This is a genomic window from Parabacteroides provencensis (genome assembly GCF_900232875.1).
Classification (GTDB): Bacteria; Bacteroidota; Bacteroidia; order Bacteroidales; family Tannerellaceae; genus Parabacteroides; species Parabacteroides chinchillae.
On sequence record NZ_LT960489.1, the window covers coordinates 594,553 to 617,633 of the forward strand.

Genomic DNA, 23,081 nt, shown 5'->3' on the forward strand with positions numbered 1-23,081 from the left:
AAGCAATCGGACGAATGTCTAATTTGTTTCTGCGGAAGAAAAGTAAACAGAATAACGTATTTAAAACAAAAATAACTAACACATAAAAAATATAATATCATGCGAAAAAATACTTGGTATAGCTATTATGGTAGCCATAGCTGTAACAACTAGTTGGAATATCAGCCAAAGTAAAAACAATGCAAAATTATTAGACTTGGCGCTAGAAAATGTGGAAGCGTTGGCAAATTGTGAAGCTGGTTATGGAGGGACTTGTTGGTTAAGTTATCTTTATCCTAATCCCTGTTGTAATGGAGGTGAGCTGGGTTGTTCTCCATGTGGCCATTAAATATAAAAAATTTTATCATATCAAGGAACTTTGTTGAAAAATGGGTTCTTGATATTTAAATAGGAAATAATTATGATACGTATATATATATGTCTACTGTTTTTTGTTTTTACTTTATCTGCGTGTAAACGGGAAAGTGAAACAAACTATGTTTTAAAACAATCCAATAAAGAGTTAAAGTTTAAGCTTGATAATAATGTTAAATCATCCATCCAAGTTTTATTTTTGTATAAGGATAAAAACGGCAAAGAATATTTAACATTTCAAAATCAGGATTTGAACGAAATTTATTTTTATAATATCGAAACATGTGCTTTCGATTTTAAAATAACCCCTCCGGTTGAAGGGAATAATGGCGTTGGTTTATTTTATGGATATTATATACACAATTTGGATAGTATATTTTTAACAACGAATGGAATACAAGAAATATCTCTGATAAATAAAGAAGGAGAAATTGTTGATAAGTTTGAGTATTTTAAAACAGATGATGACGTAGCCTTAAATCCATTTTCCTCTATTTCATTTGTTTTTCAACCTATTATTGCAGAAAATAACAAACTTTATATATTATCAAAATGCAATAGGTGGAATAAAATAAATCCAGTATCAGCAACTCTTAATCTTCTTAATAAACAGATTGATAACTTGAAATTTGAATATCCCAAATTTCCTGATGCAGACAACAAAGCAAAAGCTTTTGGTATAGAAGCTTATTTTAGTAGAATTCTAAATAACCAATCTCTTATATACTCTTTTTTTTATGATGAAAATATTTATATTTCATCTTTGGCAAAAGAACAAATACGAAAAATCAAAATAAAAAGTAAATATATAGATAAAATACCGTTACCAAATGATTATAATAGCGGAACAAATCTAAATACAGCATTAAGATTATGGTGTGAATCACCCAATTATGGTAATTTATATTATGACAAATATCGAAAGGTTTATTATCGAATCGCTTATCCTCAGACGGAAATAGAAAAAAATGAAAACTCTATGGATATTTGGCTATATGGTCGTAAAGTGTTTTCAATAATAATTATTGATGAGGACTTTAACATAATCGGTGAAACTCTATTGCCTGAGTATAGCTTTAATTCAACATTACTATTTATTCGAGAAGATGGATTGTATATATCAAACAATCATCCTATAAATCAAGGATATAATGATGATATTCTTAGCTTTGTAAGATTTGATTTGTTGAAAAAGTAAAAATATAAGATAAAGCAATCTATGAAATTAACAATAGTGAGACGAGTCCGGTAACGGAAAGAAGGGGCGCATTGCTTTTACAGCTTACGAAACTTCACAAACAAGCTCCCTTGACGTCCCCTTTTAAAAAGAAAGGAGAATACACTGGATGTTCAGGTGGTGAAGGATTCTGTAAAGGTTAAAAGTGCTAGCTATTAGCCTCATTTAGATTAGAATTAAGCAAGGCAAGAAGAGTTCAATGAAATTATCTTTGGCATATTTAAGTCTTGCTTAATGTACGTTTTTATAAAATCTATTTCTCCCCATTTTTAAACATTAAATTATATTAGTTATGAACGCTTATCGTCAGCAGTATTTACTTTTTTGTATACTTATCTTTTGTTTTGTGCAATGTACAAAACAAAAAACAGATACATGTCAAAATGTACAAACATTGGCAATTAACCCGAAACAGATAAATCCAATTAAGTTTTCAAACTTGTTTTCCGCACAAGAAGTTATCAAAGTAAGCAATGACAGCATAAATGTATTAAGCAAGCCGTCAAAGTTATTGACAGCAGATAATCATTTTTATTTCTGTTCAAACAACATATTGTTCGTCTATGATCAGGAAGGTAACTGTATTTTGAATATTAATAAAAAAGGAAATGGGCCAGGCGAATATATTACAATATCCGACTTCTCAATAGATAGCGATAAAAAATTATTGGAAATAAATGACGGGGAAGGAGGAAAAATTGTCAGATATGATATGAATGGAAATTATGTAGGTGAAATAAAATATAAATTATTCTCCAGCAATTTCGTGAACTATAGGAATGATCTTTATATGTATTCCGGGCGTACTAAAAATGCAGAAAAAGATTATTCTATTCATATACTAAATAGCGAAACCGGGGATTCTAAAAAAAAGATTGTGGAAGTTCCTGCTGAAGAAAAGTATTTGAACTTCATTGAATACACAAACTTCGCCATATGGGATGATACGCTGTCATATTCCAGTTCAATCTCAGATACGATTTATTATATAAAAGATCGTGAATTATATCCTCGGCTAACTATTGATTTTGGAAAATCAGCGTTGCCCTCAAATGCATATCATGAATTCACCAATTTATCCGATTTTGTAAACTATATAAACAGCAATAAATATGCAGCAAGAATTGATGGATATGCAGAGAATTCTTCTTTTTTATTTTTTATTTATACTTATGAAAACCTGAGACCCTTTGTTTTATTTGACAAAAAAAGAAACAAGCTGTATCATTTCTCAAATTTTGAAAATGATCTTCTTTTTCCTACTGTAAATCAACGAACAGCATACGATATTCTTCCTGTTTTTATGGATGATAATTATTGTTATTGGATGATTGAAGCATATCAATTTTTAGAGCTTTTTAATGATATTAAATCCAAGATGCCTCAATCTGAATACGATGAATTTATTCGTAAGAATCAAAAGTTAAATCTAATATATCAAAATCTTCAACCGGAAGATAATCCTCTAATCCTTAAATATAAATTCAAATGAAATGGTGTTTTTATATTGTTGTCGTGCTTTTATTCACTGTTAGTGTCTGGATGTTCTTTTTCATCAAAAAACAGAGTATTACCATTAACAAGATTGGAGTAAAATCTGAAATATTGCAACAAGGTAATTTACAATTACAAGAAATGATGAATTTGAGAACAGAATTTGAAAATTCTATTTTCCCACAAAAAAACGTGTTGTTAACTAATAATATGGTCGATTATTACACAATCGATCACTTTATCAACAAACCTTATTTATATAAAAATCTGATCGCAGATAATAAAAAGCCATTAATTGGAGGGCTATTTATAGGAAGCAATGATCCGGGAAGCGCAGAAAGCCAATATGAAAGTTTATTTACAATGACGGGCAGCATGGATATGTGGACAAATGATATAAAAGTGTCATGCAAAGAGCCTTACAGATATATACGGTTTCTCCCTCCGTCAGATACGATTTCGTTATGTGAAGTTGTATTCAAAGAGAGACAAAATGGCCGGCTGATTGAGATTCCGAATGTGAAGGTTTCTGCCAATGTGAAAGGATTTAAGGATGATGAAACACTGGACATGCTAACAGATCATTTGTCTGCAACCGGATTTAAAGGCGTTTTCCGTACAAGAGAAGAAAGACAACNGCTGATTGAGATTCCGAATGTGAAGGTTTCTGCCAATGTGAAAGGATTTAAGGATGATGAAACACTGGACATGCTAACAGATCATTTGTCTGCAACCGGATTTAAAGGCGTTTTCCGTAAAAGAGAAGAAAGACAACAAGGGATTTTATTCGATTTGGGTAAACCATGTAAACTAGAACAAATATCTTATATCCCGTATAAAAAGAGTGAAGTAGCCGATTCATTGGATTTTGAACTTTACTATTGGGACAATGAATGGAAAAGTGCAGGAGCAATTAAAGGAAATAATAACTTTATAACCTTTAAACAAATCCCTCAAAATACAATCTATAAAGTTATTGCTCCCAAAATACAAGAACGGATTTTCACATATAGCAATGGTATAATAAACTGGTTTTAAAGGATAAAACAAACTTTTACTTCATGTCAGTTTTTTGTCAGCATAAAAACTTGTTGAAAAAACAGAAATAAACTTCTTTTATACACTGATGAATGAATGTGTATATGAGAAATAGTTTATTTCCAGACACAGTTAATTATGAATAAATTATGAATATTTCGTATGTACATATTGCCATTTTATTATATTTGTGATATTAAATTTAATACTATGAAGAGCTACAATGTATTTATCATACTATTAATTGCAGGGTTAATTGGATGTTCCGGTGATAAAAAGGCAACAGAGCCCGGTGAAGAATCTGTTGAAACAGTTTTGCCCGACGAAACAAATGAAGTTACTGTTATGGCTCTAAAGACGACAGACTTCAACCACGAATTAATAAGTAACGGTAAACTATCTGCACGTATGTACGCCGATTTAAAATTTGAATCGACCGAACCTATAGCCACCATCTATGTGAAAAACGGAGACAGGGTCACAAAAGGACAAAAACTGGCAGAACTGTCAAAGTTCCGTTTAGCAAATAAACTATCTCAGGCAAAGGATGCCCTGGAACGTGCAAAATTGGAACTACAGGATGTATTGATAGGCCAAGGCTATAAGCTGGAGGACTCGGCCAGGATTCCTGCTGCAACAATGCAATTGGTAAAAACAAAAAGTGGCTATGACCAATCATTTATACAATATAAGCTTGCCGAATTTGAAGAACGTAATGCTACCCTGACAGCTCCTTTTGACGGAATCGTTGCTAACCTGTTCGCCAAGCCATTCAATACGGCATCCACATCAGATGTGTTCTGTACAATTATTAATCCCAATAGCCTGGAAGCTTCTTTCACTGTTTTAGAAAGCGAACTACCATTAATTAAAGCAGGAGACCGGGTAGAAGTCACTCCATTTGCTTCACCTGAGAATAAAACGGAAGGCCGCATTTCCGAAATAAACCCGCTGGTTGATGAAAACGGAATGGTAAAAGTGAAAGCTGCCGTTACCGACAAAGGCAAATTGTTTGAAGGAATGAATGTCCGCGTCAGTGTCCACCGCTCGTTAAGTAAGCAACTCGTTATACCGAAGGAAGCACTTGTTCTACGCTCCGGCAAGCAAGTAGTATTTACATTGGTAAACAACAAAGCCTATTGGAACTATGTACAAACCGGACTGGAAAATGCCGAAAACTATACAATAGCAGAAGGCCTGAAAGAAGGAGATATAATAATAACAAGCGGTAATATTAACCTGGCACATGAGGCGCCAGTAACAGTAATCGAAAGTACCAATGATTAAGTTCCTGCTACAACGTCCCATAGCCGTATTAATGGCTTTTACGGCATTCTTTATCATCGGGTTGGTAACCTATTTTACCATTCCTATCTCTTTGTTGCCGGATATTGCCATACCAGAAATTACCGTTCAGGTTGCAGGGCAAAACACATCTGCCCGGGAATTGGAAAACACGGTAGTAAAACCGATCCGGCAACAACTCATGCAAGTTGCCGGATTAAAAGATGTCCATAGTGAGACAAGAGATGGTGCAAGTATTATCCGTCTCAATTTCGAATTCGGGACAAATACTGATCTTGCTTTTATTGAAGTAAACGAAAAGATAGATGCAGCTATGAATTATCTCCCCAAAGAGATAGAGCGTCCCCGCGTCATCAAAGCCAGTGCTACCGACATTCCCGTCTTTTACCTCAACCTCACGCTGAAGACAAATGAAAACGAAAAATCAGGAATAGACGAATCTGCTTTCCTTGATTTATGCCAATTTGCAGAAACAGTTATCAAAAGACGCATTGAACAATTACCGGAAGTAGCCATGGTAGATATAACCGGAATACAGAAACGGCAGTTGCAGATTGTTCCGGATATGAAGCTGATGAAGATAGCAGATATTACATTGGACGAACTTGAATCTGCATTAAACTCAAACAATATAGAACCGGGCAGTATGGTTGTTCGGGACGGTTATTATGAATACAACATTAAATTTTCAACTCTGTTGCGTACCCCCGAAGATGTGCAAAACATTTATATCCGGAAAAACGAGCGCATTTTCCAGTTAAAAGATTTAGCAAATATTGCCATTGTTCCCGAAAAAGAAACAGGTTTGTCACTGGCCGGCAACAAACGTGCGGTCACACTCGCCGTTATCAAACAGTCTGACGAAAATATGGATAATATGAAGGAGGCATTAAAAGAGGTTACCGATTATTTTGCTTCCGTTTATCCGGATATCGAATTCAGTATTACCCGTAATCAAACGGAGTTATTGGATTATACCATTTCAAACTTAAAACAAAACTTGTCACTCGGTTTCATTTTCATTTGCATAGTTGCCATTCTGTTTTTAGGAGACGTAAAAAGCCCGGCCGTAATTGGGCTAAGTATGATAGTCAGTCTAACTATTAGTTTTCTGTTTTTCTATTTATGTAATATGTCCCTCAATATTATATCCTTGTCCGGATTAATACTGGCATTGGGTATGATGATAGACAGTTCGATCGTTGTTACCGAAAATATCACGCAATATAGGGCGAAAGGCGACTCTTTGGAAGAAGCTTGTATAAAAGGGACTACGGAAGTCATCACCCCCATGCTAAGTTCCACATTCACTACTATAGCGGTATTTCTCCCATTAGTATTTATGAGTGGTATTGCCGGAGCCATCTTTTACGACCAGGCTTTTGCCGTAACCGTGGGCCTGATGGTTTCCTATTTTACAGGAATCATGTTGCTTCCTGTTCTTTACAAACTGGTATACAGCATTCCTGAAATAAAGCATTCTTTTATCAACCTTAAAATTAATAACCTGGTTAAAGAGCACACATTAGACCGCTTCTACGATGGAGGAGTTGATTTTATTTTCGATCATAAACGCTCTTCTCTTATTTTCGTTATTATTACTGTGCCTTTGTGTGTAGTTTTATTTTACGTTATACCCAAAAGCCGCATGCCGGAAATAGATCAGAATGAATTGATCGTCCATTTAGAATGGAATGAAAACATACATATCGACGAAAACAGGAAGCGGGTAAGTTCCATATTCGCACAAGCTGATAAACTCGGGGCAGAACATACGGCCTATATCGGCCAACAACAATTTCTGTTAAACAGAGACCGGGAATTATCCGTATCAGAGGCTGAACTATACTTAAAGACATTCAGCACGAAAGATATTGCACCTTTGCAATCTGATATCCAGCAGTGGATAAAGCAATCATACCCAAATGCAGTAGTTTCGTTTGCACCGCCTGAAACTGTTTTTGAAAAGTTGTTTGTTACAGGTGAAGCTGATATTGTAACGGAATTATACACGCGCAATAAGACAGAAGCTCCGGTAGCCTCAACCCTGTTTAATTTAGAGAAAGCACTTACAGCCAAAACAGGAATACCTCCTGTTGGCATCGCATTCGATGATCAGCTGAATATATCCATAGACCGTCAGAAACTCTTATTGTATAATGTAGATTACAATGAAGTTTATAAGATACTGAAAACTGCATTCAAAGAAAATGAAGTAACAACTCTTCGTTCTTACCAACAATATCTGCCAATCACATTAGCAGGGAACGAGCAGAGCATAAATCAAGTATTAAGCAACACGCTTATCCGGACAAGTCCGGCAAAAAGTGGAGAAGAACCGCAATACATTCCTCTGCAGTCATTGGTTCATATTACACAAGGAGAAGACCTGAAAACAATTACAGCCGGAAAAAACGGCGAATATATTCCTTTCAGTTTTTACAATGTAGATGATGCGGAGCATTTAATGGGAAAGGTAAAAGAAACTGTCCAAAACTGGGATGTGGATTTTTCGGGAAGCTTTTTCTCAAACAAACAGATGTTGAACGAATTGGTGATCATCCTGTTTATCTCTCTTTTACTAATGTATTTCATTCTGGCAGCCCAGTTCGAGAGTTTCCTCCAGCCCCTTATTGTACTATTGGAAATACCTATTGACGTGGCAGCAGCACTGTTAGTACTTTGGTTATGCGGGCATAGTCTGAACCTGATGAGTGCCATTGGTATTGTGGTAACCTGTGGTATCGTAATAAATGATTCTATCCTGAAACTAGACGCAATCAACGAATTGCGTAAAGAAGGCCGGCCGTTAATGGAATCTATACACGAAGCCGGCAGACGACGCCTTCGTCCGATTATCATGACATCTCTCACTACAATATTCGGCATGGTACCTCTTTTATTTTCATTCGATATGGGTAGCGAGTTACAAAAACCTCTGTCAATTGCCATGATTTCGGCTATGTTATTAGGTACAGCAGTCAGCCTTTTTGTAATTCCGTTAATATATTGGTATATCTACCGGAAACATGCGTGAGATAAGACATTAGAGTATGAATTTATAGATATCAAAATATGAGATTCTTAAATATAATATTAGCTTTTTTGTTAGTCACTTTTGGAAAAACAACAGCTCAACAGCTCATTCTGTCTTTAGATAGGACGATTAGTATGGCAGCCGACAGCTCCCTGGAAGCTTTCCGTACCAAGAATATGTATCTTGCCGGATACTGGCAGTTCAGGACTTATAAAGCAGATCGCTTGCCCAGCCTAACCTTAAATCTGACCCCGGCACAATATTACCGGGACATTACCAAAAGATACGATTCCGAAAATGATATTGATGTATACCGTAAACAACAATCATTTTATTCAGGTGGGAACCTGGAAGTCAAGCAAAACTTCGATTTGCTGGGAGGTAATTTCTTCTTGAGTTCAGACCTCGGCTACATACGGAACTTCGGAGACAACGCATATAGTCAATTTACCACCATACCTATTCAAATAGGATATACCCAAAGCCTGATCGGATATAATCCATTTCGTTGGGAACGAAAAATCGAACCGCTGAAATACGAAAAAGTAAAAAAAGAATTTCTTTATAACCGGGAGGCTATCAGCGAACAAGCCACCTCCTACTTTTTCATTTTAGCAATGGCGCAAGCTGAATATGACCTGGCAAAAGATAATGTGGCATCTACCGATACTCTTTATCAAACCGGATTGCAGCGTCATAAGATAGCTTCCATAAGCCAAGCAGATCTGCTCACCCTCAAATTGGATGCCGTAAATGCCCGCAATGCCTTTCAAAACGCGGACATTGCACTAAAGCGTGCCATGTTCAGCCTGGCTTCTTTCCTAAACCTGGACAAAAACACGGAAATACGGTTGCGTCTGCCGGGACATCCCGCCGACTTAAATGTTTCTGCCGATGAAGCATTAGTAATGGCACGGGAAAATAACCCAAAGTTCCTGGAACTTCGCCAAAGCATACTGGAAGCTGAACAACAAGTCGATAAAACAAAAAAAGAAACATTATTCAATGCATCTCTCAGAGCCAGTATCGGTTTTAACCAAGTAGCAAACAATTTTAAAGACGCTTACCGCGACCCGTTACAACAAGACATGGTTTCCGTCTCTTTATCTATTCCTTTGGTTGACTGGGGGGTAAGAAAAGGGAAACATAATATTGCAAAGAACAACCTGAATGTCACCGAGATTTCAGCCAGACAACAGGAACAGAGTGTCGAAGAAGACGTTATTATGACAGTTGGAGATTTCAACATTCAACAAAATCTGATCGCGAGTGCCGAAGAGGCATTAGATCTGGCAATTATGGCTTATTCGGAGACTAAACAGCGTTTTATGATCGGAAAAGCGGATATTAACAGTCTGACTCTTTCCCTGAACAGGCAACAAGAAGCACAGCGAAACTATATATCTGCTTTGCAAAATTACTGGTTGAGTTATTTCAAAATACGTAAGCTTACATTACATGATTTTGAAACAGGAGTCAGCCTCAGCAATGAATTCGATTACAGCCATTATATGAAATGAGTGCATCGCCCAAAATATCCTCTTTTACTATCATCGTCGCCTTTCTTTGTGTGGCGGTGGCAGGGCTTGCTTTCATTCCATTGTTACCTATAAAGTTATCGCCTTCGCGCACTTTACCAAGATTAAGCATCAGCTATAATATGCCCGACAATTCGGCACGCGTAATCGAAATGGAGGTAACATCAAGGTTGGAGTCTATGTTAGCCCGTATAAAAGGGATAAAAGAGATATCCTCCACCTCCGGAAATGGCTGGGGATACATCACACTAGAGTTGGATAAACATACAAATATAGATGCCGCCCGCTTCGAGGCATCTACTATCATCCGGCAAACCTGGCCTGGTTTACCGGATGGATTGAGTTATCCGATTCTGAAAATGAGCCGGCCGGACGATAAAGAGTCTGCTCCTTTCATGAGCTATACGCTAAATGCGGCGGCTACCCCTATTTTTATTCAGCGTTTCGCAGAAGACCAGATAAAACCCCGTTTGTCAGGAATACAGGGAATATACAGAATAGATGTCAGCGGGGCTACCCCCATGGAATGGAAGCTGGAATATGACAGCCGCCAATTAACATTATTAGGCATCTCTATAGACGACCTGCAAACTGCTATTTACCAATACTATAAAAAAGAGTTCCTGGGTATTGCCAACGTTCAGGCACAAACAGGTTCGTCCATACAATCAAACCAGTGGATTCGTTTGGCACTTATTCCCGAAAACGGACAAGAGGGATTTAACCCTGCCCTGATTTCTGTAAAAAGTAAAGAAGGGAAATTAATTCGTTTAGACCAACTGGTAAAAGTAACGCGTCAGGAAGAAACACCGCAAAGTTATTATCGTATCAACGGACTAAACTCTATCTACCTATCCATAAAAGCAGACGAAACGGCAAACCAGCTCCAACTGGCTAAAAAAGTAAAAGAGGAGATGGAACATATACGCACGCTGTTACCGGCCGGATATAAAATACATACCAGCTACGATGCGACAGAGTTCATACAACAGGAATTAGATAAAATATACCTACGTACCGGACTTACCATACTGATTTTATTAACATTCGTTTTACTGATTACAAAAAGCATCCGCTATCTGTTTCTTATTATCATCAGCATAAGTGTAAACCTTAGTATTGCTGTTATTCTCTATTATTTATTAGGGTTAGAAATGCAGTTATACTCACTGGCCGGCGTAACAATTTCTCTCAATTTGATCATGGACAATACCATAGTTATGACGGAGCATATTCGTAACCGCCATAACAGGCATGCCTTTTTATCTATTCTGGCTGCCACGCTAACAACAATGGGGGCACTGGTTATTATCTTTTTTCTGGATGAGAAAATACGTCTTAACCTGCAAGATTTTGCTGCTGTAGTTATTATTAACCTGGGCGTTTCTTTATTTATAGCCTTATTCTTTGTCCCTTCTTTAATAGAGAAAATGGGGCTGGAAGAAAAACACAAGAAAAACCCTGCCGGAAAATACCGCCGTATTCACCTTCCTAAATTTCCAAGGCTAAAGAGATGGATAAAAAGATTTCCTGTTTATTTCTCCAGATATTATTGGGCACAGATTCGTTTCCTGTGTAACTGGAAAAAACTGGCATGTATTGTTTTACTTCTGATATTCGGCCTGCCAATCTTTTTATTACCGGACAAAATAGAAATGGATGATAAAAAACAATATTCATCCCTGGATTCATTGTTCATAGAAAAATATAATACCATTGTATCGACCGACACTTATAAGGAAAGTATAAAACCTATTATGGACAAAGCCCTGGGAGGTACATTGAGATTATTCGTACAGAAAGTATACGAAGGCAGCTATTTCACCAGAAATGACGAGACCGTTTTATATGTAGGAGCATCTTTACCTAACGGCACGACATTGGGACAAACCAATCATCTCATCAGCCGGATGGAATCTTATTTAAGTAGTTTTAAAGAAATACGGCAGTTCCAAACTAATATTTATAATGCGCGACAGGCAGGTATCAGTATATATTTCACCCGCGAAAGCGAACGAAGCGGTTTTCCATATGTACTAAAAAGCCGTATCATAAGTAAGGCACTCGAACTGGGAGGCGGCAGTTGGAATGTCTGGGGATTGCAAGACCAGGGGTTTAGCAATGATGTCCGTGAAAACGCCGGTTCATTCCGTATAGAAATGTATGGGTATAACTATGACGACCTGTACGAATGGGCTGAAAAATTAAAAGAAAAACTCCTTACTTACCGCCGGATCAAGGAAGTACTTATCAATTCCGAATACTCATGGTGGAAAGACGATTATCAGGAATTCTATTTTAAATTAAACAAAGCCCGCATGTCGCAGGAAGGTATTCTTCCTATCGATTTGTTTGCGTCGCTCCGTCCGGTATTCGGAAAAGATATATATAGCGGAAATATTATAGTTGACAATGAAACGGAAAAATTAAAACTATTCTCCCGGCAATCGAACGAATATGATATATGGAATATGCAATACATACCCCAGTATGTAAATGGGAAACCCTATAAACTATCGGAACTTGCCAGTGTAGAAAAGGGACAAATGCCTCAGAAAGTAGCCAAAGTAAACCAGCAATACCGTCTTTGCCTGCAATACGAGTATATTGGCGCATCAAATCAGGGAACCAAAATACAGGAACGCGTTTTGAAAGAATTCAATAAAATACTACCTATGGGATATACTGCGAAAGCAGAAAACAATTACTGGTACTGGGATAAAAAGGATAACAAACAGTATCTTTTACTTTTGCTCATTATCGCTATTATATTCTTCACAACCAGCATTTTATTCAACTCCCTAAAACAACCGCTGGCTGTAATATTCGTTATACCCATATCCTATATAGGCGTATTCCTTACATTCTATTGGTTCAAACTGAACTTCGACCAGGGAGGATTCGCTTCTTTCGTCCTTTTATGCGGTATTACCGTAAATGCCAGTATATATATATTGAACGAATACAACCAACTAAGAACCAAGAATCCTTTATTACCTCCTTACCGGGCATATCTGAAAGCGTGGAATGCAAAAATAACTCCAATCTTCCTCACTGTCATTTCTACCATTTTAGGATTCATTCCATTTATGTTAGGGACAGACAAAGAGGCATTCTGGTTCCCATTGGCTGCCGGAACTATAGGAGGACTTACGATGTCTGTTATCGGGATATTTTTCTACCTGCCTCTATTCACATTAAAAAAAGAATCCTCCCTCGATAACAAGCCGTAAGGTAACGGCACAAATGATTTGCAAGTTTTAAAACGATATGTATGTTTTTGAAAAATCATCAGTATCATTTTTTTAAATCATAACTATGATTTCATAATAGCATCCGGACAGATTTAGTTGCCTACCCTATCCTATTTAGATGCCGGACGAATTTAATTTTGTTGCCGAAGCAAATATAGACGGTTTAGCTTCACTAAAGAATAATTTCCCCCTCCAATATTTGTATGTATTAAAACAAACCCATATCTTTGCCGAAATTTTGAAGAAAAGGTTTCTATGACAATAAAGACATATAAGGATGATCCAAAGTTTTTTTCCGCATATATGACGGACGACGAAGCCTATTTCTTTATTTTACAGGATTATAATTTGGTTATATAAAATGCGTTGGTTATTTTTACTAACGCATTTTTTTTGTGCCCAATACAGAGAAAACATCTATAAAATCATTTAATAATAAAACAACCCAATTACTATGTCGAAAAGTGGAATCAAAAAGGTGATTGTTCTGGGCTCGGGTGCCCTGAAAATCGGACAGGCCGGCGAGTTTGACTACTCCGGTTCACAAGCTCTAAAGGCGCTGAAGGAAGAAGGAATCAGCACTGTATTGCTTAATCCGAACATTGCTACTATTCAAACATCGGAAGGTGTTGCCGATAAGGTATATTTCCTGCCTATCACACCATACTTTGTTGAAGAAGTTATCAAAAAAGAACAACCTGACGGAATCCTGCTGGCTTTTGGAGGCCAGACTGCCCTAAACTGCGGAACTCAACTGTATACAAGCGGTACACTTGCCAAATACGGAGTTAAAGTACTGGGTACTTCTGTTGAAGCAATCATGTATACCGAAGACCGTGACCTGTTTGTGAAAAAATTGAACGAGATAGAAGTAAAAACCCCTATCAGCCAAGCAGTAGAAAGTCTTGAAGATGCAGTTAAAGCAGCTTACAAAATAGGCTTCCCCGTTATGATCCGTTCGGCATACGCTCTAGGCGGTATGGGTAGCGGTATCTGTAAAGATGAAGCCGAATTACGCATACTGGCCGAAAGCGCATTCGCATACTCTTCCCAAATATTGGTAGAAGAATCGTTAAAGGGTTGGAAAGAAATCGAATTTGAAGTAATCCGAGACAAGAACGACCATTGCTTCACCGTAGTAAGCATGGAAAACGTCGACCCACTGGGTGTACATACCGGTGAAAGTATCGTTGTTGCCCCTACTTGTTCATTGACGGAAAAAGAGTTGGATTTATTAAAAGAACTTTCAACAAAAACAATCCGTCACCTGGGTATTGTGGGCGAATGCAATATACAATACGCATTCAATTCCGACACATGCGATTACCGCGTTATTGAAGTAAATGCCCGTTTAAGCCGTTCTTCAGCATTAGCATCTAAAGCCAGCGGATATCCTTTAGCTTTCGTTGCCGCAAAACTTGCTTTAGGCTACAGCCTGGATGAAATTGGAGAAATGGGTACTCCCAACTCAGCATACAAAGCTCCGGAAGTAGATTATATGATCGTTAAAATTCCGCGCTGGGATTTGACAAAGTTTGTTGGTGTAAGCCGCCTGATCGGTTCCAGTATGAAATCAGTGGGCGAGATCATGTCTATTGGTAAGAGTTTTGAAGAAATTATACAGAAAGGCCTTCGTATGATCGGACAAGGTATGCATGGTTTCGTTGGAAACAATGATGTTACGTTCGACAATCTGGATGATGAACTGGCCAACCCGACCGACTTACGTATCTTCGCTGTGGCAAAAGCCCTGGAAGAAGGTTACACGGTAGACCGCATTCACCAACTATCCAAAATCACTCCCTGGTTCCTCGAAAAACTAAAAAATATAGTAGACTATACGAAAGTATTGTCTTCTTACAATAAAATTGAAGATATCCCCGAAGATGTATTGCGTGAAGCAAAACGTTTAGGATTCTCAGATTTCCAGATTGCCCGTTATGTAGAAAACCCGGAAGGCAATATGGAGAAAGAAAATATCCGTGTACGCAACCTGCGTAAACAAATGGGTATTCTGCCTAGTGTAAAACGGATCAATACAGTAGCATCCGAACATCCCGAGCTGACAAACTATTTGTACATGACTTATGATGGCAGCCAGCACGACATAAATTATTATCCGAATGATAAGAGTGTCATTATCCTGGGATCGGGAGCTTATCGCATCGGTTCTTCTGTAGAATTCGACTGGTGCTCGGTAAATGCAACGCAAACTGCACGCAAACTGGGCTACAAATCGATTATGATCAACTATAATCCGGAAACCGTTTCTACCGACTACGATATGTGCGACCGCTTATACTTTGATGAACTTTCATTCGAACGCGTATTAGACGTAATCGACCTGGAACTTCCGAAAGGCGTAATCGTATCAGTAGGAGGACAAATACCAAATAACCTGGCTATGAAATTATATCGCCAGAATGTACCGGTATTAGGAACGTCTCCATTATCTATCGACCGTGCAGAAAACCGTCACAAATTCTCTGCTATGTTGGACTCACTGGGTATCGACCAGCCACGTTGGGCAGAACTTACCAGCATGGAAGAAATTGACGCATTCATCGAAAAGGTAGGTTTCCCAATCCTGATCCGTCCGTCATATGTACTGTCTGGTGCAGCAATGAACGTATGCCACAGCAAAGAACAGATGATCGAATTCCTGGATTTGGCAGCAAAAGTGTCAAAAGAATATCCGGTAGTTGTTTCCGAATTCCTTCAGGGAGCAAAAGAAATCGAATTTGACGCCGTAGCAATGAACGGTGAAGTTGTTGAATATGCAATTTCAGAACATATTGAATTTGCGGGTGTACACTCAGGTGATGCAACATTGGTATTCCCTGCACAGAAAATATACTTCGAAACTGCACGCCGCATTAAAAAGGTAAGTAAAATGATCGCAAAGGAGTTAAATATCAGCGGTCCTTTCAATATCCAATATCTGGCTAAGAATAACGACGTAAAAGTAATCGAATGTAACTTGCGTGCATCACGCAGCTTCCCATTCGTATCAAAAGTGCTGAAACGCAACTTTATTGAAACAGCTACCCGCATCATGTTGGACGTTCCTTATACAAAACCCGACAAGAGTGCATTCGACATCGACTGGATTGGTGTTAAAGCATCTCAGTTCTCATTTGCACGTCTGCACAAAGCAGATCCGGTACTGGGTGTCGATATGAGTTCTACCGGCGAAGTAGGTTGTATTGGAGACGACTTTGATGAAGCCCTGTTATCAGCCATGGTTGCAGTAGGAAATAATATTCCAAAGAAAAACATCCTGGTTTCTTCCGGTGCTGCCAAGAGTAAAGTAGATTTACTGGAACCCTGCCGTATGTTAGCCAACAAAGGCTATACGATCTACGGTACACACGGAACTGCTAAATTCTTAAATGATAACGGAATTAAGGCAACAGCCGTATGTTGGCCAGACGAACAAGGAGATTTGAACATCATGGAAATGTTCAGCAAACATGCTTTCGAATTGGTAGTCAACATCCCGAAAGACCATAGTAAGCGGGAATTAACCAATGGATATAAGATTCGCCGTGCAGCAATCGACCACAATATACCATTGATTACAAATGCCCGTTTAGCCAGTGCATTTATCAGCGCATTCTGTAATTTGAACACAGAAGATATACAGATTAAGAGCTGGCAGGAATATAAGTAAAAAATATTTTACTATATTTGTAACCGTAAAATTTTAGTAGAGACAAGGCAACTCCTTGTCTCTACTGTTTTCTAATATTAAAAAGACCATGTTCAAACTACCGTTAATATTATTCTTCACAATATTGACAGCTTCTATTATGCAGGCTGTTCCGGTAGTTCCCCCCTCCTTTCTTATCCAAAATTATGGTGTAGACGACTATAAAGCCAGTTGCCAGAATTGGGCACTCTCTGTTTCACACAACGGTATATTGTATGTTGCCAATAACTCAGGACTACTCTCTTTTGACGGAAATACATGGCGGCTCTATCCATTACCAGACAACGATATCATAAACGGAGTTACTTATTTTGATAATAAGATATACACAAAAACAGAAGATAATGTATACGGATACTGGACATCAGACAACATGGGCCAATTACACTATCATACAATAGATAAATTACCGGATGGCGTAGGTTTCGGCAGCCATGTAGAACCTTATTTACTGCCCGAAGAGGTAAAACAAGCACAACCTACAGCCTATGCTACAATCCGCGACCTTCACTTCACAGGGACAGAAACAAGCGGCCTGTATATTACCAATAAGGAAGGAGATATTTTACTGCATTTGCATCATAACAATCGGCTACAGGATAATTTGGTACGTGCAATATGCGTACAGGATGAAAAGTTAGTCTGGGTAGCATTCGACAATGGCTTATCACAAATAGCACTTGATCCTCCCATCACATTATTGGCAGAACGAAGCAATATCGGTAAATTAAAAAAAGGATACCTGAATGGAGACGAGCTATACATACAGACCAATATCGGATATTATAAACGAAGAATGCAACCCGGAGAGAAATTCCTGCCAATTCCGGAAAAAGAAGCCCAATCCTTTCTCCCAGATAACAATGCCAACCCTAAATTAAAAATTGATGGACTATTTAAGGACACAGATGCCTTAGGTGTATTCAGCAAAGCACAATATATATATCCCGCTCCGGAAAATTTATATTGGCTGACTTACAAAAATGAAGCCGGATTATTCCATCTCGAAAACGAAAAAGGCAGTATGAAATGCCGGATTTTGTTCGACAACTATAATATGAATCTGGTAACACGCGGAGATGCTATATTTCCGCTATCCAGTAGTCTTTACTTGGTATCAGCCATGCAGGGTATTCTTTTGGTAGACACTCGCCAATTAATAGAATCCAATCTGGGTATTGCTTCTTTAAGATTTGCTGAAATAGACTATATATACAATGAAACGCTACAAAAGCTACCATTGGATACCAAAACCATATCATTACCTCATAACTTCAAAGAAATGAATGTATATGCAGGAACATCCATTTTCACATCAAACCACCAGATAAGCTATAAGATAGAAGGAGTTTCTTCTGATTGGTCGGATTGGCAGAAAGACGGAAAAATTTCTTTTCTTCAATTGCCAGAAGGTACTTATGAGCTTAAAGTAAGAAAGTATGTTATAAAAGGCCCCTATCCCGAAATATCTCTGATTATTGAAGTACGTCCGCCATGGTATAATAGTATATGGGCTTACATAGGCTACCTATTTGTAATTTGGCTTATAGTACAAGGCGGACTACATTATTACCTGAAAAGTTTAAGAAAAGAAGAACAAAATAAACTGGAAGCCGATAAACTTGCAGAGCAACATAAAATTCATCAACTTAAAAGTGAAATGCTGGAAGCGGAGCTACAAAATAAAAATAATGAACTGACTTTACAAACTTCCGCTTTAGTGAAAAAGAACGAAGCTATGCAAGCTTTATTGAAAGAATTAGACCACCAAAAAGAAGCACTGGCAGATCGTTATCCGAACAAGATGTACAACAGGTTGCGTACGCTAATAGAAGAGACACTTAATGACCAGGATTGTTGGATTCTTTTTGAAAACTATTTTAATAGTGCACACCGCAATTTCATGGACAAGCTGCGCGAACAATACTCGGATATTACTGCCGGTGATTTAAGAATATGTTGTTTTCTGCGAATGAATCTTTCTACCAAGGAAATAGCATCTCTTTTAAATATATCTGTCAGAGCCGTAGAAATACGCAGATACCGTTTAAGAAAACGTTTAGGTTTGGATTCCGATACAAATTTAGCAGATTTCCTGATGCGTTTCTAATCTATTATTTATCAGAAACAACAAGTTTATAAATATGTATACTTCAACCATTTAAACATCACATTAAAAGTACTTGTGAAAGTATTGTAGTATCTTTAATTTATACTCAAATCACTTGCGCAAGCAGTGTTGTAGCCTTTTTTATTGTCACTTTATTTTAATATTGTTTCTTTGTTCAAAATTATTAATTTTATTTCTTAGATTCTTATATTCATGATGAAACACGAACTGGAGAAACAATTAGAGGAATTGGAGAAAAAGGGCATAGATCGTCGTAACTTCTTCAAATTATTGGCGGCAGCCGGAATTCTTACCACTTTTGGAACAGAAAAAGCTAAAGCTTTTTCAAGTAATGCTAAAGGCAAAATAGTAATAATAGGCGGAGGCGCTGCCGGTATCAGTATGGCAGCACGTTTGTTAAGTTGGCTGGACGAACCGGATATCACTTTAATCGATCCGAGCGATCGTCAATTCTATCAACCGGGATTCACCTTAATCGCTTCCGGAGTATATCAACCGGATGAGGTTTGGAAAAACCAGGAAGATTGCATGCCTAAAGGTGTAAAATGGATCAAAGATTCTGTCGCAGGCGTAGACCCCGTATGGAATCAGATAACAACGGTTAATAACGGAAAAATCCCTTATGACTTTTTAGTCCTCACTCCGGGTTTACAAATAAACTGGGAGAAAGTAGAAGGTATCACTCACGACACATTAGGCGTAGGCAATGCAAACAGCATATATGATTTTGAGGGTGCTCAGAAAACATGGAAAGCGTTACAGGAATTTGCCAAGACCGGCGGACGCGGACTTTATACAGACACATATACAAAGCATAAATGTGGAGGAGCGCCTAAAAAGATATGTTTGTTGACTGATGATTATACACGAAAACAAAATACGCGTGATAAGGTAAAATTAGACTATTTTACGGCATCACACGAATTATATGATATACCCTATTTCACCAAACGCCTGTTGGAGATATACGACGAACGTAATATTCCTATCAATCTGAATGTACGGCTTAAAGGAGTTGACACAGCTACTAAGCAGGCACATTTTGAAAAGATTGAAAAGAAAGGAGATGAGAAAATCGTTACTCCTTTCGTCAAAGATTATGATTTCTTACATTTCACCCCTCCAATGTCAGCCCCAGACTTCGTCCGCGAATCGGGACTGGGTTGGACTGAAGGGAAACTGGCAGCAGAAGCATGGGTTATGGTAGATAAAAACACATTGGTTCACCAAAAATATTCCAACATTGTTTCATTAGGAGATGTGGCAGGTATCCCAACCAGTAAAACATCAGCAGCCGTACGTAAACAAGTACCTATCGCTGCAAAGAATCTGATTTCACTAATGGAAGGAAAAGAACCGGCAGAAAAATATAATGGCTATGCAGCCTGCCCGATCGTAACAGACTACGGACACGTATTGCTTTGTGAGTTCGATTACGACAAAAATCCGGATATCTCATTCCCTTTCACCATGATAGATACGTCAAAAGAACAATGGCTGGCATGGTTATTGAAAGTATACATTTTAAAGCCTATGTATTTCTATGGAATGCTCAACGGATATGCTTAACAGACCCTAAACAACTCCCTCTAATAAAATGCCAAACTACAAAACCCCGGTTTCTTTGAAAGAAACCGGGTTTTTATTTTATAAAGGTAAATCAACCTATTAAAAAGAGCTATCCTTTTAATGTAAAAGTCCCGTCTTTTAAATGCAAAAGACATATCTTTTTAAATCATTTATATCAAAAGCCATTTAAGAACCGCCTAGTTTTTTGTAATAACGGGGCGTATAATCCGGTAATAACTCAGGATGGAATATCCAAACCAGATCTTTCAACAGATAATCCGGGTGCATAGGAAATTCTTCATAATAAGGAACAGAGCCGGTATTACAAGCATAAATATTTTTCTTCTTAAATGCATCAAAATTCTCATATGGCGTATACTCGGCACGCAAACCGGCATAGGTCAGATCATCCGGTTGGTTATACTTAATCAGCCAGATATCGGCATGAATAGCTTTATCCAGAACCGTTTCAAAAGCAAGAGGCGTACTTCCTGCACCGGGAAGGTCTGTAAACATATAATCGGCACCTGCATCTTTAAAAAAGTGAGCCATATAACTAGCCCCTCCGGGGATATGCCAGGTCGATCCAAACCGTTTTTCAGAAAATACGGTAGGACGGTGCTGTACTCCTTCTGCCAATTTACTAAGGGTAAGGTAATTTGACTCCGTTGCACGGAAAAGTGAATCTGCCAGTTCTTCACGTCCCAACAAAAGGCCGTATAAATGTAACCATTCAGCCCTTCCAAGCGGGGTAGATTCCATATAATCGGCACATTCAATAATAGGTATTCCCAACTTTTCGGCAGGGCCATATCCCGAATTGCGAAATGGAGAGGCAAGAATCACTTCCGAACCTACATCTACCATCTTTTCTATATTAGGAGCTGTTGCTTCACCCAAGTCGGCAATCACTCCCTTATCCAATCGTTCGCGGATTACAGGAGTATCCATATAGCGGGATTCGCAAGCCCCTACAATATTTTCGGCAGCATCGAGCAATTCTACGATAGAACTGTGTACCGAATTATATACCACGATATTTTTTAAAGGAATACGCACAATCGTACCTTTAGGCATTCCTCCCGGAATATCCTTGTTCCTATCCACCAACAGATAGCGTTGTAAAATACGTGTTGTGTCCCATGGATCACGCAATTCGGTAACAATATAATCGTCATAGCGTTCTATTGTATATCCCTGTGAATACTGAATCTTATCAACAGAGACAAGAGTATTATCCGTTTGCTTTTTGGGCTGCGTGCACGACACGGCAGCCCAAAGAACAAACAGTAAAGAGATGATTTGCTTCATAAAGCTTTAATTTATTTCCCATCCATAAAAACAAAATCAGAAGGATAAGGAGCTGTTTCAAACTTTGTTTTCAGTTTACCTTCAGCAGTAAACACATAAACATCCCCATTGTTAGTCTTATTGCTTTTGGCAACATAAATATCTCCTCTTAACGGGTCTATACCGATTCCATTAGGAGAGTCTATAACAGTTCCATCCGTAATGAAATTTTCACTAAGTAATTTCTCATTCTTCAAATCATATTTGTAAAATTTCACGGCCCCTGCATAATAGTCATTAAACATGATATAAGCAATATCATCATAAACAGTCATTTTATAAGCTTTAACACCTTCAACCGTTGTTACAGCATCAGTCTTGGCATCTATCCGTTGCAAAATATATGACTTATCATCACTATAATCGCTCATGCATATAACATAAACGTCTCCGTCCGAATCTGAATAAATATAATTCGGATTTAAAGACACTGTCAATGTTTTCTCCTTTTTAAAAGTATTAATATCCACCACAGAAACACTTGTACTCTGACTCGGCCAGTTCATTCCATCCGTATCCGCTGTATAGATGCGTCCATTAGCAATTGTTATACCATCCGGATTAGGACCAACTTCCACATAACCCTCTACAGACATGGACGCTGTATCTATTTTTGCAACATAACCATCGTAGGTTGTCAGATAAACCTTATTTCCATAAGCAGCAAACATACGTGGTGCACGTTCATTTCCTTGTTCATCAACCAGTTTTAATTGTTTTAAACTTTGCGCATCAGCTGCATTCAATATTTCGACGGTTTTAGAACCATATACAGAAACATATAATTTTGAACCGTACTTGATCATATTCTGTCCCATATCACCCAGATTACGGCCATTTTGATCTCTAAAAATATTGTTTATAACCTTTCCTTCTGCATCAACATAAGTAATTGCAGCATTATTATTTCCGTAATTACCTCCATCTAAAACATAAAAAGCAGTTGTTTTAGATGGATCTATTCCCGGAGTCGGATCGTCATCATTGTTACATGCCATAAAAGAAACGGCCATCATTGCACACAGTGCGGATAATAATAAAAACTTGTTCTTGTTCATTGTG

At 37.9% G+C, this 23,081-nt stretch carries 12 protein-coding genes; 10 read left to right on the plus strand and 2 right to left on the minus strand.

Annotation, left to right across the window (positions count from 1 at the left end):
- Positions 1-109: 109 nt before the first annotated feature.
- The 10 genes from CTY47_RS09450 (at position 110) to CTY47_RS09500 (ending at position 20,669) form a co-directional block, all read left to right on the plus strand.
- Entirely contained in the window at positions 110-328 is a 219-nt protein-coding gene (locus CTY47_RS09450) for an NVEALA domain-containing protein (RefSeq protein WP_262497731.1), read from the plus strand.
- A gap of 72 nt (positions 329-400) precedes the next feature.
- The gene (locus CTY47_RS09455) at positions 401-1,552 is read left to right on the plus strand and encodes a DUF4221 family protein (RefSeq protein WP_099464512.1); all 1,152 of its coding nucleotides are present in this window, start codon (positions 401-403) and stop codon (positions 1,550-1,552) included.
- Between the two features lie 331 nt (positions 1,553-1,883).
- A complete protein-coding gene (locus tag CTY47_RS09460; protein WP_099464513.1) occupies positions 1,884-3,083 on the plus strand; it encodes a 6-bladed beta-propeller in 1,200 nt (399 codons plus the stop codon).
- Positions 3,084-4,333: 1,250 nt separating this feature from the next.
- Positions 4,334-5,410, plus strand: a complete 1,077-nt coding sequence (locus CTY47_RS09470) for an efflux RND transporter periplasmic adaptor subunit (RefSeq protein WP_099464515.1) — start codon at positions 4,334-4,336, stop codon at positions 5,408-5,410.
- Complete coding sequence (locus tag CTY47_RS09475) at positions 5,403-8,465, plus strand: efflux RND transporter permease subunit (RefSeq protein WP_099464516.1); 3,063 nt, start codon at positions 5,403-5,405, stop codon at positions 8,463-8,465. The genes CTY47_RS09470 and CTY47_RS09475 overlap by 8 nt, the downstream gene beginning before the upstream one ends.
- Before the next feature lie 38 nt (positions 8,466-8,503).
- Entirely contained in the window at positions 8,504-9,985 is a 1,482-nt protein-coding gene (locus CTY47_RS09480; protein WP_099464517.1) for a TolC family protein, read from the plus strand.
- Positions 9,982-13,236: an efflux RND transporter permease subunit gene (locus tag CTY47_RS09485; protein ID WP_099464518.1), complete on the plus strand. Its 3,255-nt coding sequence runs from the start codon at positions 9,982-9,984 to the stop codon at positions 13,234-13,236. Before CTY47_RS09480 ends, CTY47_RS09485 begins: the two co-directional genes overlap by 4 nt.
- Before the next feature lie 475 nt (positions 13,237-13,711).
- Positions 13,712-16,930 (plus strand): carbamoyl-phosphate synthase (glutamine-hydrolyzing) large subunit, encoded by a 3,219-nt coding sequence (carB, locus tag CTY47_RS09490; RefSeq protein WP_099464519.1) that lies wholly within the window; start codon positions 13,712-13,714, stop codon positions 16,928-16,930.
- Between the two features lie 88 nt (positions 16,931-17,018).
- Entirely contained in the window at positions 17,019-19,079 is a 2,061-nt protein-coding gene (locus CTY47_RS09495; protein WP_099464520.1) for a helix-turn-helix and ligand-binding sensor domain-containing protein, read from the plus strand.
- 213 nt (positions 19,080-19,292) lie between these two features.
- A complete protein-coding gene (locus CTY47_RS09500) occupies positions 19,293-20,669 on the plus strand; it encodes an NAD(P)/FAD-dependent oxidoreductase (protein ID WP_099464521.1) in 1,377 nt (458 codons plus the stop codon).
- Between the two features lie 186 nt (positions 20,670-20,855).
- On the opposite strand, the gene CTY47_RS09505 is transcribed toward CTY47_RS09500, so the two are convergent.
- Together CTY47_RS09505 and CTY47_RS09510 are read right to left on the minus strand one after the other, a co-directional pair.
- Positions 20,856-21,980, minus strand: coding sequence for an ABC transporter substrate-binding protein (locus CTY47_RS09505; protein ID WP_099464522.1), 1,125 nt, complete (start codon positions 21,978-21,980; stop codon positions 20,856-20,858).
- A gap of 11 nt (positions 21,981-21,991) precedes the next feature.
- On the minus strand, positions 21,992-23,077 hold the full coding sequence (locus tag CTY47_RS09510; RefSeq protein ID WP_099464523.1) for a DUF5074 domain-containing protein: 1,086 nt from the start codon (positions 23,075-23,077) through the stop codon (positions 21,992-21,994).
- Positions 23,078-23,081 lie beyond the last annotated feature (4 nt).

Coding starts and splice junctions, on each gene's coding strand:
- CTY47_RS09455 (WP_099464512.1), top strand. CDS start 401: ATGATACGTATATATATATGTCTACTGTTTTTTGTTTTTACTTTATCT.
- CTY47_RS09460 (WP_099464513.1), top strand. CDS start 1,884: ATGAACGCTTATCGTCAGCAGTATTTACTTTTTTGTATACTTATCTTT.
- CTY47_RS09470 (WP_099464515.1), top strand. CDS start 4,334: ATGAAGAGCTACAATGTATTTATCATACTATTAATTGCAGGGTTAATT.
- CTY47_RS09475 (WP_099464516.1), top strand. CDS start 5,403: ATGATTAAGTTCCTGCTACAACGTCCCATAGCCGTATTAATGGCTTTT.
- CTY47_RS09480 (WP_099464517.1), top strand. CDS start 8,504: ATGAGATTCTTAAATATAATATTAGCTTTTTTGTTAGTCACTTTTGGA.
- CTY47_RS09485 (WP_099464518.1), top strand. CDS start 9,982: ATGAGTGCATCGCCCAAAATATCCTCTTTTACTATCATCGTCGCCTTT.
- carB (WP_099464519.1), top strand. CDS start 13,712: ATGTCGAAAAGTGGAATCAAAAAGGTGATTGTTCTGGGCTCGGGTGCC.
- CTY47_RS09495 (WP_099464520.1), top strand. CDS start 17,019: ATGTTCAAACTACCGTTAATATTATTCTTCACAATATTGACAGCTTCT.
- CTY47_RS09500 (WP_099464521.1), top strand. CDS start 19,293: ATGATGAAACACGAACTGGAGAAACAATTAGAGGAATTGGAGAAAAAG.
- CTY47_RS09505 (WP_099464522.1), bottom strand. CDS start 21,980: ATGAAGCAAATCATCTCTTTACTGTTTGTTCTTTGGGCTGCCGTGTCG.
- CTY47_RS09510 (WP_099464523.1), bottom strand. CDS start 23,077: ATGAACAAGAACAAGTTTTTATTATTATCCGCACTGTGTGCAATGATG.